Annotated in this window: 17 protein-coding genes and 1 pseudogene; 7 read left to right on the plus strand and 11 right to left on the minus strand. The window is 63.6% G+C overall.

Going from position 1 to position 14,915, the window contains the following annotated elements:
• Positions 1-117: 117 nt before the first annotated feature.
• The 3 genes from FJV80_RS31995 to FJV80_RS32010 all read right to left on the minus strand — a co-directional run bounded on the left by FJV80_RS31995 (position 118) and on the right by FJV80_RS32010 (position 2,246).
• The gene (locus FJV80_RS31995; protein ID WP_142878305.1) at positions 118-615 is read right to left on the minus strand and encodes a DUF2306 domain-containing protein; all 498 of its coding nucleotides are present in this window, start codon (positions 613-615) and stop codon (positions 118-120) included.
• A 136-nt stretch (positions 616-751) separates the two neighbouring features.
• Positions 752-1,060: a hypothetical protein gene (locus FJV80_RS32000; protein ID WP_142878306.1), complete on the minus strand. Its 309-nt coding sequence runs from the start codon at positions 1,058-1,060 to the stop codon at positions 752-754.
• 598 nt (positions 1,061-1,658) lie between these two features.
• Positions 1,659-2,246, minus strand: a complete 588-nt coding sequence (locus FJV80_RS32010) for a TetR/AcrR family transcriptional regulator (RefSeq protein WP_142878308.1) — start codon at positions 2,244-2,246, stop codon at positions 1,659-1,661.
• A gap of 107 nt (positions 2,247-2,353) precedes the next feature.
• Here FJV80_RS32010 and FJV80_RS32015 point away from each other — a divergent pair, with 107 nt between their 5' ends.
• Positions 2,354-3,169 carry an oxidoreductase gene (locus FJV80_RS32015; RefSeq protein ID WP_142878309.1) on the plus strand — a complete coding sequence of 272 codons (816 nt, stop codon included), beginning with the start codon at positions 2,354-2,356 and terminating at the stop codon, positions 3,167-3,169.
• A gap of 113 nt (positions 3,170-3,282) precedes the next feature.
• Positions 3,283-4,284: an NADP-dependent oxidoreductase gene (locus FJV80_RS32020; protein WP_142878315.1), complete on the plus strand. Its 1,002-nt coding sequence runs from the start codon at positions 3,283-3,285 to the stop codon at positions 4,282-4,284.
• A gap of 62 nt (positions 4,285-4,346) precedes the next feature.
• Here the strand turns inward: FJV80_RS32020 and FJV80_RS32025 are convergent, their stop codons facing one another.
• Positions 4,347-5,012, minus strand: coding sequence for a GntR family transcriptional regulator (locus tag FJV80_RS32025; RefSeq protein ID WP_095775064.1), 666 nt, complete (start codon positions 5,010-5,012; stop codon positions 4,347-4,349).
• Between the two features lie 69 nt (positions 5,013-5,081).
• Positions 5,082-5,825: a helix-turn-helix transcriptional regulator gene (locus FJV80_RS32030; protein WP_142878310.1), complete on the minus strand. Its 744-nt coding sequence runs from the start codon at positions 5,823-5,825 to the stop codon at positions 5,082-5,084.
• Between the two features lie 201 nt (positions 5,826-6,026).
• Here FJV80_RS32030 and FJV80_RS32035 point away from each other — a divergent pair, with 201 nt between their 5' ends.
• On the plus strand, positions 6,027-6,209 hold the full coding sequence (locus tag FJV80_RS32035) for a hypothetical protein (protein ID WP_095789257.1): 183 nt from the start codon (positions 6,027-6,029) through the stop codon (positions 6,207-6,209).
• Here the strand turns inward: FJV80_RS32035 and FJV80_RS32040 are convergent.
• Positions 6,196-6,387 (minus strand): hypothetical protein, encoded by a 192-nt coding sequence (locus FJV80_RS32040; protein ID WP_245438093.1) that lies wholly within the window; start codon positions 6,385-6,387, stop codon positions 6,196-6,198. The genes FJV80_RS32035 and FJV80_RS32040 overlap by 14 nt on opposite strands.
• Before the next feature lie 220 nt (positions 6,388-6,607).
• On the opposite strand from FJV80_RS32040, the gene FJV80_RS32045 reads away from it, so the two are divergent.
• Positions 6,608-6,802 carry a hypothetical protein gene (locus FJV80_RS32045; protein WP_142878311.1) on the plus strand — a complete coding sequence of 65 codons (195 nt, stop codon included), beginning with the start codon at positions 6,608-6,610 and terminating at the stop codon, positions 6,800-6,802.
• 28 nt (positions 6,803-6,830) lie between these two features.
• Here the strand turns inward: FJV80_RS32045 and FJV80_RS35445 are convergent.
• From FJV80_RS35445 to FJV80_RS32060, 3 genes and pseudogenes are all read right to left on the minus strand, one after another.
• Positions 6,831-6,986, minus strand: a pseudogene (locus FJV80_RS35445) (SOS response-associated peptidase); the annotation flags it as partial.
• A gap of 65 nt (positions 6,987-7,051) precedes the next feature.
• On the minus strand, positions 7,052-7,267 hold the full coding sequence (locus FJV80_RS32055) for a CsbD family protein (RefSeq protein WP_095789258.1): 216 nt from the start codon (positions 7,265-7,267) through the stop codon (positions 7,052-7,054).
• 279 nt (positions 7,268-7,546) lie between these two features.
• Entirely contained in the window at positions 7,547-8,578 is a 1,032-nt protein-coding gene (locus tag FJV80_RS32060; protein ID WP_095775194.1) for a hydroxyacid dehydrogenase, read from the minus strand.
• 203 nt (positions 8,579-8,781) lie between these two features.
• On the opposite strand from FJV80_RS32060, the gene FJV80_RS32065 reads away from it, so the two are divergent.
• Positions 8,782-9,864 (plus strand): LacI family DNA-binding transcriptional regulator, encoded by a 1,083-nt coding sequence (locus FJV80_RS32065; RefSeq protein ID WP_142878312.1) that lies wholly within the window; start codon positions 8,782-8,784, stop codon positions 9,862-9,864.
• Positions 9,865-9,913: 49 nt separating this feature from the next.
• A complete protein-coding gene (locus tag FJV80_RS32070; RefSeq protein WP_095775068.1) occupies positions 9,914-10,768 on the plus strand; it encodes a sugar phosphate isomerase/epimerase family protein in 855 nt (284 codons plus the stop codon).
• A 239-nt stretch (positions 10,769-11,007) separates the two neighbouring features.
• Here FJV80_RS32070 and FJV80_RS32075 read toward each other — a convergent pair whose 3' ends face one another.
• Both FJV80_RS32075 and FJV80_RS32080 read right to left on the minus strand, forming a co-directional pair.
• Positions 11,008-12,192 carry an NAD(P)/FAD-dependent oxidoreductase gene (locus FJV80_RS32075; RefSeq protein ID WP_142878313.1) on the minus strand — a complete coding sequence of 395 codons (1,185 nt, stop codon included), beginning with the start codon at positions 12,190-12,192 and terminating at the stop codon, positions 11,008-11,010.
• Positions 12,193-12,304: 112 nt separating this feature from the next.
• On the minus strand, positions 12,305-13,831 hold the full coding sequence (locus tag FJV80_RS32080) for a formyl transferase (RefSeq protein WP_142878314.1): 1,527 nt from the start codon (positions 13,829-13,831) through the stop codon (positions 12,305-12,307).
• A 329-nt stretch (positions 13,832-14,160) separates the two neighbouring features.
• On the opposite strand from FJV80_RS32080, the gene FJV80_RS32085 reads away from it, so the two are divergent.
• A partial coding sequence (locus FJV80_RS32085) for a Wzz/FepE/Etk N-terminal domain-containing protein (RefSeq protein WP_246689100.1) occupies positions 14,161-14,915 on the plus strand: 755 nt, incomplete at its 3' end.

Genomic DNA, 14,915 nt, shown 5'->3' on the forward strand with positions numbered 1-14,915 from the left:
CCCGCCCCGCATCGCGGCCCTGGTCGGCCGATATCGCAATGCAATATGCTTTTCGCAGTGCAACATGGCCAGAACAAGGAAAGGATTGGAGAGGGCGGCGGCTTCGCCGACCGACACTCAGCCCGGCACCCGCGCTCTGCGCGCGGCGTAGAGGCCTGCCGCCGCCGCGAGGATAACCAAAGCGGAGAAAATCGCCAGCTTCTGTGCTGTCGCGCCCTGCGGGCCGAAGGCGACGGCATACATGGTGCGGCCGGGAATGAAGGTCAAAAGCCCGGTGATGATGAGGCCGAAAATGTAGGTGCCCTGCATGATGCGGCGGTGGGCGGCAATGTTGCCGCCGCGCGCCGCGCGCACGCCACGCCACAGCATCACCAGCACCAGCAGCGACAGAAGGTGGATCGGGCTGAACGGCCCCCACAGCCGGATCGTCCAGATGAACAGGCCGGAGCCGGCGACCGTCGCCATCAGCGCCACCCAGACGCGGCCAAGTGCGCGGTGCAGCCGGTCGCCCTTGGTGCGCCAGAGCTGCGCGGCGCTGAGCAGCAATGCGGCGATGGCGATCAGCGCATGGAGCTGGATGACGGGCGAGGCATTGAATAAAGGGCTGAGCGACATCGGTGTTCTCCGCGAGACGGCGGATTATCGCCGAGGGGGCGTTGGGGCGGCAAGGGTTTGCGGCGGCGACCGCTAATCCGCCGTCCACAAAACAGCCCCGCGAACGGGGCTGTTTTCAACGGTATGGAGGCATCGTCTATTTGCTGCCGCCGATCTTTTTCACGTTGCTGCAGAATTCCGGATGGGTGTTGGTGGGGTTGGCGTTCTTGACCTCATCGGCGCAGGCCGTCATCATCATCTTCTGGTCTTCGGGTGTCAGTGCTTTCCAGGCCTTGGTGAACTCGTCATCGCTGCGCATCTTCTTCATGGTGGAGTCCGTGTAGAAGGGCTGCATCTTGGCCGGATCGTCGAGAGCGGACGTGCCGCTGCCGCCCGATGCGGCGAGAGCCGAGCCGGCGACCATCGAAAGCGCCATGGCGCCAAGGCAGATCATCTTGATTTTCATAATAGGATCCTTCCCTGTTGCTTTGTGATCGTCTAAGCAACGATCAAGGGTGTAACGAGAGGTTTTGGGAAAAAGTTCCAATTTTCCGCGCAAAATGAACTCGATTTTTCTAAAATATATTATATGAAGGCTTGAATATATTATAGGAAGGCTTGAAACTTTCCGATTTTTCACTCATACGCACAAGCAAAAGCCCATTTTGTTGTCGAATAGCCACGAAATAACCTTCCCCCCCCCCCGTGGACCGTGGCCGGCGTCGAAGGTCGGTCGGACGTCGCAGCGTCCAGCGATTTCAAAACTTCCCGGCTCTGGGATTGTTCCGCGCCGTCAGCCCCAAAAAGGCCCCACCGGCAGGACCGGCGGGGCATTGATCGGAGGTCTGCGATCGCCCGCGAGGCGATCCCTAAAGCAACGGGAGCGGCATGCGAAAAGTTTCACCGTTCCGGCGCCGGCTGTCGCCGATGGCGGGTCTCAGCCGCTTGCCTCGGCCTGACGCTCGCGGCCGTCACGTCGCGGCTGATTGGCGATCTGGTTGCCGGGCGCGACGATGCCGGTCGCCTTGCGCCCTTTGCGGCAGACCGATTCTGAGGCCGCATGTCTAAGATGCCTCTTCCTCCCGGCGCGGCTGGATCAGCGCACGCGCCGCATCCGCGCCCGCCGCCAGGATGCGGTCCGACAAATCCGTTCCTTCCACTGCACGGGCCAATTGAAGGGCGCCGATAAGCGCGGCGAATACGCCCAACGCCACGCCTTCGCGATCGCGCGTGCGCGGCGGCAGGTCCTTGGCCAACTGGTGCACCAGGGTCAGCAGCTTTTCGGTGTAGAGGGCGCGCGTCTCGGGCAATTGACGCGCGATTTCCGGCAACAGCGCGGCGGACGCACAGCCGGTCTGCGGATGATCCCGGTGCTCGGGCGACAGATACATCGCCATCGCCAGTTCCAGGCCGCCTGAGGCCAGTGCCTGCTGCAATTGCTGCGACTGGGTTTCCAGTGCCGATGCCATGCTCTCGCGGACGAGGTCGGCCTTTGACTGGAAGTGCGGATAGAACGCGCCATTCGTCATCCCGGCGTCGCTCATGATGCTGGCCAATCCGGACGCGGCGATGCCGTCGGCTCGGAAGCGGTGCGAAGCGACCTCCATGATCCGGCTGCGTGATGCGTCCTTCCGGCCCTTGTCATAGCGCATGATGGTTCCTTCTCATTTCACTATTGCATTATGATCATAATGTGATATTATAACCATAATGCAATCGCCGACCACAGGCAAGACCTCTTACGTTTGGAGCCTTCAGAATGAACCGGAATTCGGGAAAGACCGCGATCGTGACCGGCGCCTCGTCTGGCATTGGCCGGGCCAGTGCGGAGATTTTGGCACGCGCCGGCTTCACTGTCTTCGGCACCAGCCGCAAGGCATCCAACCAGGCCTCGAACGGGATATCGATGCTGGTTTGCGACGTGACCGACGACGCGTCCGTCGCGTCCCTTGTCTCAACTGTCCTCGGCAAGACCGGCCGGATAGACCTGTTGGTCAACAATGCCGGTATCGGGCTGCTGGGAGGCGCGGAAGAGTCCTCGGTCTCGCAGTCGCAGGCCCTGTTCGACGTCAACCTGTTTGGCGTCATGCGGATGACCCACGCGGTGCTGCCGTCGATGCGCCGGCTGGGCGAGGGGCGCATCGTCAATATCGGCTCGATCCTGGGGCTGGTCCCGGCGCCATATTCGGCCCATTATTCAGCCGTCAAGCACGCACTTGAAGGCTATTCGGAATCGCTCGACCATGAGGTTCGCGCTTTCAATATTCGCGTCTCGGTCATCGAACCGGCATTCGTGCGCACCGTCTTTGACCAGAACGGATTCGAGCCCGATTCCGTCAAGAAGGAATATGATGAGGCGCGGGCCGGTGTCGAGGCATTGCTTCGCGACGTGATGCCCAAGGCCGATCTGCCGGAAGTGGTGGCGAAGGTGGTTCTGCGGGCTGCGACCGACCGGCATCCGCTGCGGCGCTACACCGCCGGCAAGGCAGCGCGGCAGGTAAGCATGCTGCGCCGGTTCGCGCCGACAGCGATGTTCGACAAAATCTTGCGCAAGCAATTTCGGCTGCCTGTCTGAACGAAGCCGCGGATTTAACAGCAACATCGCCGGTCTTGTCCGGCGACCGACCACACCATGCGGCTTGGCCGTTCGTGCCGGCCACCGAAAATCATTTTTAGAGAGCGACCATGATGAAAGCCTTTGTTGTCGACAAGTATCAAAAGAAGGGCGCCCTGCTGCTCGCCGAGATGCCGGAACCCGAGTTGCGGGACAATGATGTCCTGGTCGAAATTCACGCCGCCGGGGTGAACCTTCTCGATTCCAAGCTTCGGGACGGGGAGTTCAAGCTGATATTGCCCTATCGCCCGCCGTTCATCCTGGGCCACGACGTGGCGGGGATCGTCGTGCGGGCCGGATCGAAAGTCCGCAAATTCAGGCTCGGTGACGAAGTCTATGCGCGGTCGCGCGACGGGCGGATCGGCACGTTCGCCCAATCCATCGCCATGGATGAAGCCGATGTGGCGCTGAAGCCAAAAAACCTCAGCATGGAAGAAGCCGCCTCGATTCCGCTGGTGGGCCTGACCGCCTGGCAGGTGCTGGTGGAGACAGCCGGGCTGAAGAAGGGCCAGAAGGTGTTCATCCAGGCCGGCTCGGGCGGAGTGGGGACCTTCGCCATCCAACTGGCGAAGCATCTCGGCGCGACCGTCGCGACGACGGCGAGCGCAGCGAATGCCGATCTGGTGAAAGATCTCGGAGCCGATATCGTCATCGACTACAAGAAAGACGATTTCGAGAAAATCCTGCAAGGCTACGACGTCGTCCTGAACAGCCAGGATGCCAAAACGCTGGAAAAATCCCTGCATGTGCTGAAGCCGGGCGGGAAACTCATCTCCATTTCCGGCCCGCCGGATCCCGAATTTGCGGGAAAGCAGAAGCTGAACATGGTCCTGAAGCTGATCCTGCGCCTGCTGAGCCGCGGCATACGCAGCAAGGCCAGACGCGCCGGTGTCGGCTATTCTTTCCTGTTGATGTGGGCGCAAGGCGATCAACTGGGCAAGATCACGTCGCTCATCGAATCCGGCATCATACGCCCCGTCATCGATCGGACTTTTCCATTCGAGAAGACCAACGAGGCATTGGCCTATGTCGAAGCGGGGCGTGCCAAGGGCAAGGTCGTCGTCAAGGTCAGGTAGAGACAGCGTTCGGCGACTATCTCCTTGTTCTTTTGCGCCATTACGGATGGACGGTCGTTGCTTCAGCCAGCCGGCGCCGTCTCGATCTCCTGGAGATAAAACACCTTGCTCGGCTGCAGATGGTCGACGCACAGCTGCGCCAGCACCCAATTGTCCCGGCGCTTCAGCGCCTGGATCATCATCGCGTGGTGCTGACGCGAGATGTCGAGCTTTTCCCTGTCGGCCAGCGAATTGGCCCGCACCGGCAGGCTGAGGCGCATATAGTGTTCGATCGAGGCGACGAGATAGGCGTTGCCGCAGGCCGAGAACATGGTCAGGTGGAAGCGGTCATTGGCCTCGTGGATGCCCCTGAGATAGCCTGCATCGACATGGCCGCTGTAGATGCGGTGGATCTCCTCCAATTGCGCGATCAGCACCTCGGTGACCGGCAAGGGGATCATCAGCGCCGCCTGGCGCTGCAGCATTTCGCGCACTTCGTAGATCTGCCGCACTTCCTCCGGCGAGAGCCGGCGCACCATGGCCCCCTTGTTGCGCTCGCGCGTGACGATGCCGAGCTTTTCCAGCTGGTACAGCGCCTGGCGGATGGTGTGGCGCGAGACCGGGAAGCGGGCCAAAAGGACATCCTCGACAAGGCGCGTGCCGGGCGCCAGCCGGCCGAAGATGATGTCCTCCTCCAGCGCATGCACGGTATCGGCTTCCTTGCCGCCATAGTCGAAGCTGTTGAGCATCGCGAATCCCTGTTAGCCCGGGTCAACGTCCGTTGACCCGGGTCAACGTCCGTTGGTTCGGACGGCACTCTAGCCTTCGCGCGCAAGGCTGGCCACAAGCTGGTCGAGGCGCGGGTCATCGAGGCTGACGAGCCCGGTCATCCGCAACGTCTGCCTCAGGCCGATCCTGCCGACCTCCCGGCGCATGATGACCTTTACGCAGACCGGCCTCGTTCCGGTCAGGACGAAGGCGTTGCCGACCAGGACCGGCTCCGAGAACGGCGCCCACTGCACGGCAACGATGGATGGCTCGCCGGTCTGGCGGCGGTTGATGCCGGCGAAATAGATCCAGTTCAGCTGCGAGATCGCCACGCCATAGTGCCAGCCCGGCGCCCGCGCTCCGCTCCGGCGGAGGCCTTCGGCCCAGCGGGTGACGCGCCTGAAGGTCACCAGCTCGGCCTCGCGCCGCACGAAGGTGACCGACCGCATGACAAGGTCGGGACGGTCCGGAACCATGAAGTAGGTGAAGTAGGTGCCGCCGGCGATGGCCGGAGCCGGGCCGCGCACCATGTTCTCGTAGAGCGCCTGGTGGATTGGCAACAGGGCATTGTGTCCAGGCGCGGGCACTTCCGGCGCGCGGTACAATTCATCCTCGTCGATGCGGAAATAGGCGCAGATCAGCCTGGCCGTGGCCCGGTTGGGCACGCTCTTGCCTTGCAGATAGCGCTCGAACTGCGTGCGGTTCATGTTCAATCCGCGGCATACCGCTGCCACCGACGCATGGCTGCTGACCAGCCGTCGCAGATTCGCGGCAAGATACTTGCGAATTGGCACGACACCGCCCCTCGACAGCCGTTCGAACCATTATTCAAGCAATCGCTTATATTGCGACAATCTCGCACAACATCGCGGCGCCGCGAATGGGACCTTCGGCCAATAGTGCGCAGCGGCGCGGAGCAACGGGATAATCCTTATTCAGGTCAGGAACCATTGCGTGCGGCCGGCCGTTGGGGCGCACGGAAGGGACATCCGAAAATGACGGACAAGCAAGAGAAACCACCTGCCGCGACGGACGAGGTTGTTCGCCGTTTGGTCGACAAAACCGGAATCACCGACGCGCAGGCCCGCGAGCTTGTCGCCTTTCTCGGGCCGAACAATTGGACATCGCTGTTGCGCGAAGCGCGGATATTGAAGCCGAAGGGCCCTAAAGCCGTATGAAGTCGGCAAGGCCCAAGCGCATCCTCTGGCCTTCCGCGAAGGCCAAGGCAGAGGATTCAATCTCAAAAGATCGGGTTAGGTCCTGGTCTTCCTCGACCACGCGGACGAACCATTCGCCGCAGGCCTCGATCACTTCCACGCAAGGGCAAACCTTGCCGTTCGGCATTGCGTTATCCATCGCAACCTCCCTAGAAAGCAATGGGGAACGTCGATTTCTATAACGCTCGTCCGAAGCCGTTTTCAACATCAAATGTGAAGGCGTGGCCAAGCCAGGCGCGCCGCGATTCGACTCGCTATTTCCATAGGAAAGCGTAGGCTTACGGCGTCGTCCGTTCTACACGGCATACGGATGCTTGGTAGCCAACTCAGGTGCTCCCGCCCTCGACGCGGAGACTGAAATGGCTGAGGTCCACTCAGACAGTAGGGTAACCGCCTTGGACTGCGAGATCCTTCGCGGCGCCTTCCGAAAATCGGTCGCGGAAAATCGCATCGCGGAACGCGAATGGCGCATGCACGCCAAGCTGCTGGCGCGCGAATTGACCGGGCTTGACGATATCGATCCGGACATTCTGGACTGGATCGTACGCAAGTAGACTTTGCCGGCCTTCGCTTTGCGGGCGGTTACGCACTTTCGGAGCGCACGGTCTCCACCAGAAGCGCTCCAGCCGGAAGTGGACGCAACAGTTCGGCCTCCGGCTTTGCCAGGTTGATCCAGGCCGCCCAGTCCGCGGGCTGAAGAACCACGACCTGGCGATTGTGGTAGGGCGCGATATCCGGCCGCAAATGAATAGGCCGCCGGTTCGAACGGCGGCCTCCAATTGTCTTTGGAAAAGCGAAGAACCTTAGAGGTTCTTGTTGATGGCGGCGGCCGTCTTGTTGGTCGCCTCCTTGACGGCGGACTTGGCGTCGCCGACAGCCTTTTGGACTTTACCCTTGGCCTCCTGTGCGGCGCCTTCGGCGCGCAGGCGGTCATTGCCGACCGCCTTGCCGACGCCTTCCTTGGCCTTGCCAACGGCCTGATTGGCGAGACCAGAGGCCTTGTCACTTGTGCTTCCCATGGAATGTTCCTTTTTGCGAATTGTCTGCCTGACCGGCGAGGACCAACGTCGCTTTGTTGCGAAGGTTCCTCATGCCATGGAGTGCGCAGCAAAACGAAAAGGCCCGCCACCGACGCGAATCGTGACGGGCCTTCTGGAGTAGGTCGGGCGTCCCACCGCCCGGCCTATTGCAAAACCTGTCAGGGGGACGATTGTTCCATCACGACGAGACGCGCGTCGGCTTGTGGGCTTTCCGGATCAGTCAAAATCTCCCGCCACCAAGCGGGTGTGCCCGCCCCGTCAGTTCCGGTCCACCGGCTTGGAGCGCATGCGCGAGACCGTTTCGCGCTCGGCGCGCTTGGAGCGCAGCGGCGGCAGGCCGCGATCGATCAGGTCCATGTCCTCCAGCACCATGTCGCCCATGCGCTTGAAGGCGACGTCGAGCGCGCCGGCGCGGTGGGCCGAGCGCAGGAAGCCGGGCAGGGTGCGGACCGGATGGTCGCTCGCCAGCGGCTCTTCCGGGAAGACGTCGCTGGCGGCGACGATGTGGCCGCTCTTCACCGCCGCCATCAAGGCGGGGAAATCGACGACGCCGGCGCGGCTGAGCAGGATGAAGGCGGCGCCCTTGCGCATGCTGGCGAAAGCGTCCGCGCCGAGAAAGCCCTGGTTCTCGGAGGTCACCGAGGCAACGACGAAGACGAAGTCGCTCGATGTCAGCACCTCGTCCAGCGAGGCCGGCTCGACGCCATTGTCGATCAGGATCGACGGCGGCAGCCAGGGATCGAAGACTTTGGTGCGGGTGCGGAAACCCGTCAGCAGCCGGTTCAGCGCGCGGCCGAGATCGCCGAAGCCGATGATGCCGATATTGGCGCCGGAGAGCAGCCGCGCCGTCTGATTGCCGTCGCCGCCCCACAACTCCTCGCCCCGGCGGAAGGCGAGGTCGGCATCGACGATGTCGCGGGCAAGGTTGAGCGCCATGGCAAGGCCAAGCTCGGCCACCGGCTCGGCGAAGACCAGACCGGTGGTGACGACATGGATGCCGCGCATGAACAGCGTCTCGTAAGGCATGTTGTCGAGGAGGTTGGATTCGACATTGAAGACGCAGCGCAGCGCCGTCATCCGCCCCAGCGTCTCGGAAGAGATCGGCGGCTGGCCGACGATATAGCGGGCCCGCGCCAGCACGTCGACCGGCAGTTTGGCGACGTCTTCGGCCGTGGTTTCGACGATGCGGTATTTCGCCCGAAAGCGCGCCAGCTGCGGCGGCGTGAAGATCAGCTCCAGCGAGCGCGGTTCCGGCGCGCTGATCACCAGCGGCAAATCCTTGTTTGGCACGACGATTCCTCCCGACGCGATCCCGACGCCGCGCATTCTTGCTTTGCCCAAGTCATTGTCCCAAAGCCGTATTACATTTTGGGCGACATGTGGCTCTGCCGCTAAAATACCGCCGATGAACCGATTTACAACCGAGAAAAATCGATTTACTCGTTTCTCCAGCGGACAGAAATGCCTCTGTCCGCGCCTCGGGAGGAGGAGCAATGGCGCACAGGCAGGACCAGCAACGGCGTGCGTCGATCCACGACGTGGCCAGCCGCGCCGGCGTGTCGGCGGCGACCGTCTCCAAGGTCATGGCCGGCGTCACCACGGTGAAGCCCGAGAATGCGCATCGCGTCTTCGACGCCATCGAACAGCTTGGTTACCGCGTCGATCCGCTGGCCTCCGACATGCGCCGGGCCAAGCGCCGCATCATCGGCGCCATCATGCCGGAATTCGAAAGCGAGTTCTTCGGCCAGATGGTCACCCAGCTCGAAAGCCTCGCCGAGCAGCGCGGCTACACGCTGGTGGCGGCGTCGAGCCGCGAATCCGAAGCGCGCGAAACGGAAATCCTCGCCCGCATGCATGACTGGCGGGTCGCCGGCGTGGTGCTGGCGCCGGTGCGCAACGAGCACGGCCCGGCCGCCGCCTTCATGAAGGCCAACGGCATGACCGGCGTGCTGATCGACCGGGTGCTCTGCGACGATGCCTTCGACACGGTGTCGGCCGACAGCGCCGCGGCCAGCGCCGAAGTGGCGCGCGAACTGATCGGCAAGGGCCACCGTCACATCCTTGTCGTCGGCCTCGGCGAGCAGGCGGCGACGGTGCGCGCCCGTCTCGACGGATTTCGCACCACCGCGCTGCACCTGGCGCCGGATGTGCGCATCGATGTCGTGCTTGCCGAAACCGATGTCGAGCCGCTCAGGGCGCAGCTGCGTGACTATTTCGACAAGGGCGAATTCGACAGGGGCGAAGGCCGGGGCAAGCGGCCGACGGCCGTCTATTCGCTGTTCCTCAAGGGCACGCTGGTGGCGCTGTCGGAGTTCCGGCGGCGCGGCTGGCACTGCCCCAACGACATTTCGCTGGTCGGCTTCGACGATGCCGAATGGATGCAGGTGACATGGCCGGCCATCGCCGCCGTGGTGCAGCCGGTGCGCCAGATCGCCGGCCATGCCATCGAGGCGCTGTTTGCCCGGATCGAAGGCGAGGAGGGGCCGCCGACGGCGCGGCTCGAACCTTGCAAGGTTCTGATGCGGGAATCCGTTGGCTCGCCAGCCAACGGCCCGCATTCCGCAAACCCGCAATAGCCGTTCGGCGACAACAGCATCGCGACCGCGCACGATCACAGAGGCTGAGATGAACACTTTTGGACTGCACACTTTCGCCATCGCCCCGGTCTGGGACATCGACCTGATCGAGCCGCGGATGGAGCGGCTGAAGGGCCTCGGCATCGGCCTGCTCGAAATCCCGTTGCTGCGTCCCGAAGAGATCGACACCAGACGCACCCGCGCGTTTGCCGAACGCTGGAATGTCGAGCTTATTCCATCGCTTGGCCTGCCGGCTTCACTTGACGTTGTGGCACGGCCGGACGAGGCTTTGGCCTTTCTCGAACCGGCCTTCGGCGTCTGCCAGGCGGTGGGCAGCAGCGCCCTTGGCGGCGTCACCTATGGCACGATTGGCAAGACGTCAGGACGGGCGCCAACCGAAGGCGAGATCGACGGCATGTGCCGGTTCCTGGTGCGCGCGGCCAAGGCCGCCAAGGCGCATGGGCTCAGGCTCGGCATCGAGCCCTGCAACCGCTACGAGACGCATCTGATCAACCGCGGCATCGACGCCGCGCGCATCATCGAACGCGTCGGCGCCGACAACATCTTCATCCATCTCGACACCTATCACATGCATATCGAGGAGGAGAGTTTCGAGGCCGGCTTCAGGGCCGCGGCGCCCTATCTCGGCTATGTCCACGTCTCGGAAGCCAATCGCGGCGTGCCGGGACGGGGCATGCTCGACTGGGCGGCCTGCATGAAGGCTATCGCTGACATCGGCTACTCCGGCGCTATCACGCTCGAAAGCATGAATCATGTCGATGTCGACATCGCCGGCGGGCTCGCCGTCTGGCGGCCGGTGGCGGAGAACCCGGACGATGTGATCGGTGTCGGCCTGCCGTTCCTGCGCGAGGCGGCGAGGAAGGCTGGGCTGCAATTGGGGTGAGGGTTTCCTCGGATTATGTGGCCCGCCGCGTAGGGCGGCGGATGCAAGCAACGGCATCAAAGCGTTCGCGCGTTGTAGGCCTTTGAGGCTGGCGGGACAGCCCCCTTCGGCCTCTTAGCGCTCGTTTGCTACCAGTTGCTGCGCCCGCGATCACAAGGCCGGCGCGCTTCCCTTTCTCCCGAGGGAAAGCAGAAGGCAAGACGCCTCTGCCTTCGATGGCGGGAGAAAGCGGAGGACCCTCACGCCATTCCGGGCTCCCGCCGCGGTCCCAAATGGCGCATCTTGCGGCCGATGATCATCAGCTGACGCGCCGTGTTGTTGCGCAGGCGCCGCACGCGCCATTCCAGTCCGGTCTCGGTGGTGATCTGCTTGGCGTAGAAGCTTACCCGCATGCCTGCCTTATCGGAGGCCACCTTGACCGGGTCGTCATAGAAAGCGCCGATCTTGTCGGCCGCCATGCCCGGTGTCTCCAGCCAGCGCGGAATGTGAACGGAATGGAGCTGATCGACATCGATCATGACCCGCCCGATGCCGACGCCGGGCGTCGGGCATGTCGTGCTGAATGCGTCGCCGATGAAGACGACCCCGTCGCGGCGATGGCCTTGTGTCGTGGTCAGACTGACCTGCCTGACCTCGACCGGGCTCGCCACCTCGAAGTTGCCGCATTGCGCCGCGATCTCGGGCATGAGCTCGCGGAGCATTTTCTGCGGATCGGCGCGGAAGTCCCGCGTCCATTGTTCGGCGACGGTGCGATAGACGAACATGTTGGCGCGCATCTTGTCGCCGATGGGAAAGACGGTGAGATAGGCGACACGGTCAGAGGCTCGCTTGCCGTAGCAGGTGACCGCCCCAAAGGCGCAGTCACGCCGCGCAAGAGCGAGGTCGAATCCCATCGACAGCGAATGCGCCTTCGACAATTCGACGCGCTCGACGCCGATGGTGCGCCGCACCGATTCGCTGTGGCCGGTGGCCACCACCAGCAGCCGGGCATCGATGACGCCGCCGTCGGCCAGCACAAGCCGCTGCCGGTCTGGTCCGGTCGAGACCTCGGCCACCTTGCCGACGGTGATTGGCACTTGCGGCGGCAGTGCATCGCGCAGGCCGTTGATCAACCTGCCATAGGAAAATGCGTACTCCCACTTCTTTTCGCGGGCGAAGAATTGACCGAGGCGGAAGACATCGACGTCGGTAAACGGGGTGACGAGCGGCATGACCATCTTGTCGATGCCGAGCTTCTCGAACAGCTGCATTTGGTCCGCGCCGATCTTCTCGGCCCGGAACTCGTCATGATGAACGCGGTGCGGATCGACCAGCGCCACCTTGCGGCCGGCGTTTGCCAACAGCGTTGCCAGGGTGGTGCCGGCCATTCCGGCGCCGATGATCGCTACGTCGACTTCGGTCGGGCCAGCCGCGGCGGTGGTCATGTCTTTGCCTTTCTGCTGGTCATCTAGCGCCTGCACAATCCGCGGTGGAAATATCTTCCGGCCCCATATCAACCTCAAGCAACCAGCGCGGGTGGCTGGTAGTAACCATTGTTTACGTTAACGGCGAACGCTTCTGTTTCCAGCGCGGCGCGATCGCCGAGCCATCGATGAACTCCAGGCCGCCCGCCTCGTTGAGCGTGTGCAGCTTGCGCCCATTCCATAGCGCCCCAGGAGTTAAGATGGTCTCGACGACTTGCTCCATGCCGTTCAAATCAAGGTGAGCGACGCGTGCGATGCCAAGGGCGGCGCCATAGCTCCTGCGGCAATCCTGCACCGGACGCAGCAGGTCGTTGCCGCGCCTGACCATGCGGCCGGCCGGCCGCGCCGAGGCGATGTCGACCAGCACGGGGTTCTTGGGATGCGGCGTCCAGGGGCCGCGGAAGTCGGGCGCCGACCACAGATGCAGCGCATCGGAGAAGGCGCCGCCTCCGCCGTCCCGGACAGTGGCGAACAGCCACCAGCGCCCGCCATGCTCGACCAGAGTGGCGTCGCTGGCGACGACGTCGGACAAGAGCGTCGCTTCCTTGACCCATCCGCCGGGGAAGGCGGTGGCGCGGTAGAGATCGACGGTGCGGTTTGCGCAGCTTTCCGGCACCATCCAGACCTCGCCGTCGCGCTCGAAGACGAAGGGGTAGGAGAGGTGGTAGGGCAGGTCGAGCACCGGCTCGGGACGGCCGATCGGCCCCGACGGACCGAACGGCACGGCGGAGATGATGGCCCGGCCGAGACGATGGATATAGTCCTCGACGAACAGGGTCACTTGTCCCTGGTACAGGATCGGGAACGGATCGGCGTAGAAGCGGCTGCCGTCGTCGGGCAGCACCTGCCAGCCGGTTGCCGGATGCGCGCGCAGATCGAACAGATCCTGCCCCTTGGTCTCGCGCCAGCCGACCTTCCAGTGGGGGGCGTTGTAGCAGAGATGGTAGATCTTCTGGACGATGCGCCGCGCCAGCGCTTTGCCCGCCCTGATGCCGAGCTTGGTGGTGGAGGGTATCTGTGGCGGGCCACCGGTCTGCGCCGGTCCGGGCAGCACCGGCAGGGCGGCCCGCGCCGCGCCATTCACTGCCGAGGGGGGCATTGCCGCGAGGATCAGGCTTGCGGTGCGCGCCAGCATGTCCTGGAAGGAGGCCAGCGCGATGCCGCCATATTCGGTGCCCAGGCGTCCTTCGGCGACGGTGGCGCCGCTCTCCTCGATGCGGGCAAGCGGCGTGCGTCCGTCGAGGATCAGCGCCAGCAAGGCTGCTTCGCCGGCGGCGCCGTCATAGGTGACGCGCCAGACCCGCGTTCCTTCCAGGTTTACGTCGCCGCAGAGGTCGATCACCAGATCGGCAGAGGCGGGCGGCTGCGTCCGATAGGGTGCCAGCGCCGACAGCGGCTGGCGCTTGGCCAGCCCGTCCGCCGGCAGGCCATGGATGGCTGTCTCAAGCTGGAACAATGCCGCGGCGCTGCCTGGAATGCCGCTTCCGGCCGGCCTGGCATCGACGGACACCTCGACCTGGGCCAGTGCCGCCAGGCGCTGCGCCAGCAGCAGATGAAAAGCACGGACGCATTCGCTGTCCAGGCGCAGGCTCACTTGCATGTCGCACCCCTAGAATCTTCATCGGTGTCTGGCCGGTGTTCGAAAATAGGGCAGGAGAGATGGCCGCGCGGATGGTCTGGACTGATCTGCTGCCCCATTTCCATCCGTCTCCTGCTCACCAGCGCCCGTGTCGACATGCACGTGCCTTTATTAGGCAAACTCCGTGCCAAAAATCAGAAGAGCTCTCAACATAATTAACAGCGTTTTAACAGTTGGAGGAATAGCTAGGTCGAAGCTGCAATTTACACTTGCAGGCACACGGAGTGTTGTCGGAGCGACCTTTGCAATCATCCCTGCTCTCGTTGCCGCAACAACCCGCTCCGGAGGCGATGCAATATGCGCCGGAGCCAGTGACGACGGCGCCCTATGCATCCTCGACCGTCGAGCTGGGTGACGTGAAGCGCATATTGGTGCGCCGCCGTTTCCTCATCTTGCTGACCGCCGCGCTGCTGACACTCGGGGCGCTGGTCTATGGATTGATGACGCCGGCGCTCTACAGCTCGGTGGCGGAAATCCTCATCGATCCGCAAGACCTGCAGGTGGTCACCAACGACGTCAATCCGAGCCGCGTTCCGCCCGATGGCGGCATCACCATGGTGGAAAGCCAGGTCAGCGTCGTCCAGTCGACGGGCGTGCTGCTGCGGGCCATCGAGGCGACCAACCTGACCGAGGATCCGGAATTCAACGGGCAGGGCGGATTGCTGGGCCGCCTGCTCGGCGGCGTGCTGGGCTCGGGGTCGGCCGAAACCGACAGTACGGGCAAGACGCTCGACGCGCTGCGCCGGCGGCTGGCGGTGAAGCGTGCCGACAAGGTGCTGGTGCTCGACGTGATCGTCACCGCCAAGAGCGCCGACAAGGCGGCGAAGCTCGCCAACGCCATCGCGCAGGCCTACCTGGCCGACCAGGCGAGCGCGCGCGCGAAGATGGCCACGGACGCTTCCGATTCCATCACCGCGCGGCTGGAGGAGCAGCGCAAGCGCGTGCAGCAGGCCGAGAACGCCGTCGAGGCCTACAAATCAGCCCACAACATGGTGATGGCGGCGGGCAATCTGGTCAGCGACCAGGAACTGACCGAGATCAACAC

This window comes from Mesorhizobium sp. WSM4310 (genome assembly GCF_007003935.1).
Classification (GTDB): Bacteria; Pseudomonadota; Alphaproteobacteria; order Rhizobiales; family Rhizobiaceae; genus Mesorhizobium.

Bases quoted from the DNA above. Each gene is read 5' to 3' on its own strand.
- FJV80_RS31995 (WP_142878305.1), bottom strand. From the start codon at position 615: ATGTCGCTCAGCCCTTTATTCAATGCCTCGCCCGTCATCCAGCTCCAT.
- FJV80_RS32025 (WP_095775064.1), bottom strand. From the start codon at position 5,012: ATGCTCAACAGCTTCGACTATGGCGGCAAGGAAGCCGATACCGTGCAT.
- FJV80_RS32045 (WP_142878311.1), top strand. From the start codon at position 6,608: ATGGCTGAGGTCCACTCAGACAGTAGGGTAACCGCCTTGGACTGCGAG.
- FJV80_RS32040 (WP_245438093.1), bottom strand. From the start codon at position 6,387: ATGGATAACGCAATGCCGAACGGCAAGGTTTGCCCTTGCGTGGAAGTG.
- FJV80_RS32010 (WP_142878308.1), bottom strand. From the start codon at position 2,246: ATGCGCTATGACAAGGGCCGGAAGGACGCATCACGCAGCCGGATCATG.
- FJV80_RS32020 (WP_142878315.1), top strand. From the start codon at position 3,283: ATGAAAGCCTTTGTTGTCGACAAGTATCAAAAGAAGGGCGCCCTGCTG.
- FJV80_RS32035 (WP_095789257.1), top strand. From the start codon at position 6,027: ATGACGGACAAGCAAGAGAAACCACCTGCCGCGACGGACGAGGTTGTT.
- FJV80_RS32080 (WP_142878314.1), bottom strand. From the start codon at position 13,831: ATGCAAGTGAGCCTGCGCCTGGACAGCGAATGCGTCCGTGCTTTTCAT.
- FJV80_RS32065 (WP_142878312.1), top strand. From the start codon at position 8,782: ATGGCGCACAGGCAGGACCAGCAACGGCGTGCGTCGATCCACGACGTG.
- FJV80_RS32075 (WP_142878313.1), bottom strand. From the start codon at position 12,192: ATGACCACCGCCGCGGCTGGCCCGACCGAAGTCGACGTAGCGATCATC.
- FJV80_RS32055 (WP_095789258.1), bottom strand. From the start codon at position 7,267: ATGGGAAGCACAAGTGACAAGGCCTCTGGTCTCGCCAATCAGGCCGTT.
- FJV80_RS32000 (WP_142878306.1), bottom strand. From the start codon at position 1,060: ATGAAAATCAAGATGATCTGCCTTGGCGCCATGGCGCTTTCGATGGTC.
- FJV80_RS32015 (WP_142878309.1), top strand. From the start codon at position 2,354: ATGAACCGGAATTCGGGAAAGACCGCGATCGTGACCGGCGCCTCGTCT.
- FJV80_RS32070 (WP_095775068.1), top strand. From the start codon at position 9,914: ATGAACACTTTTGGACTGCACACTTTCGCCATCGCCCCGGTCTGGGAC.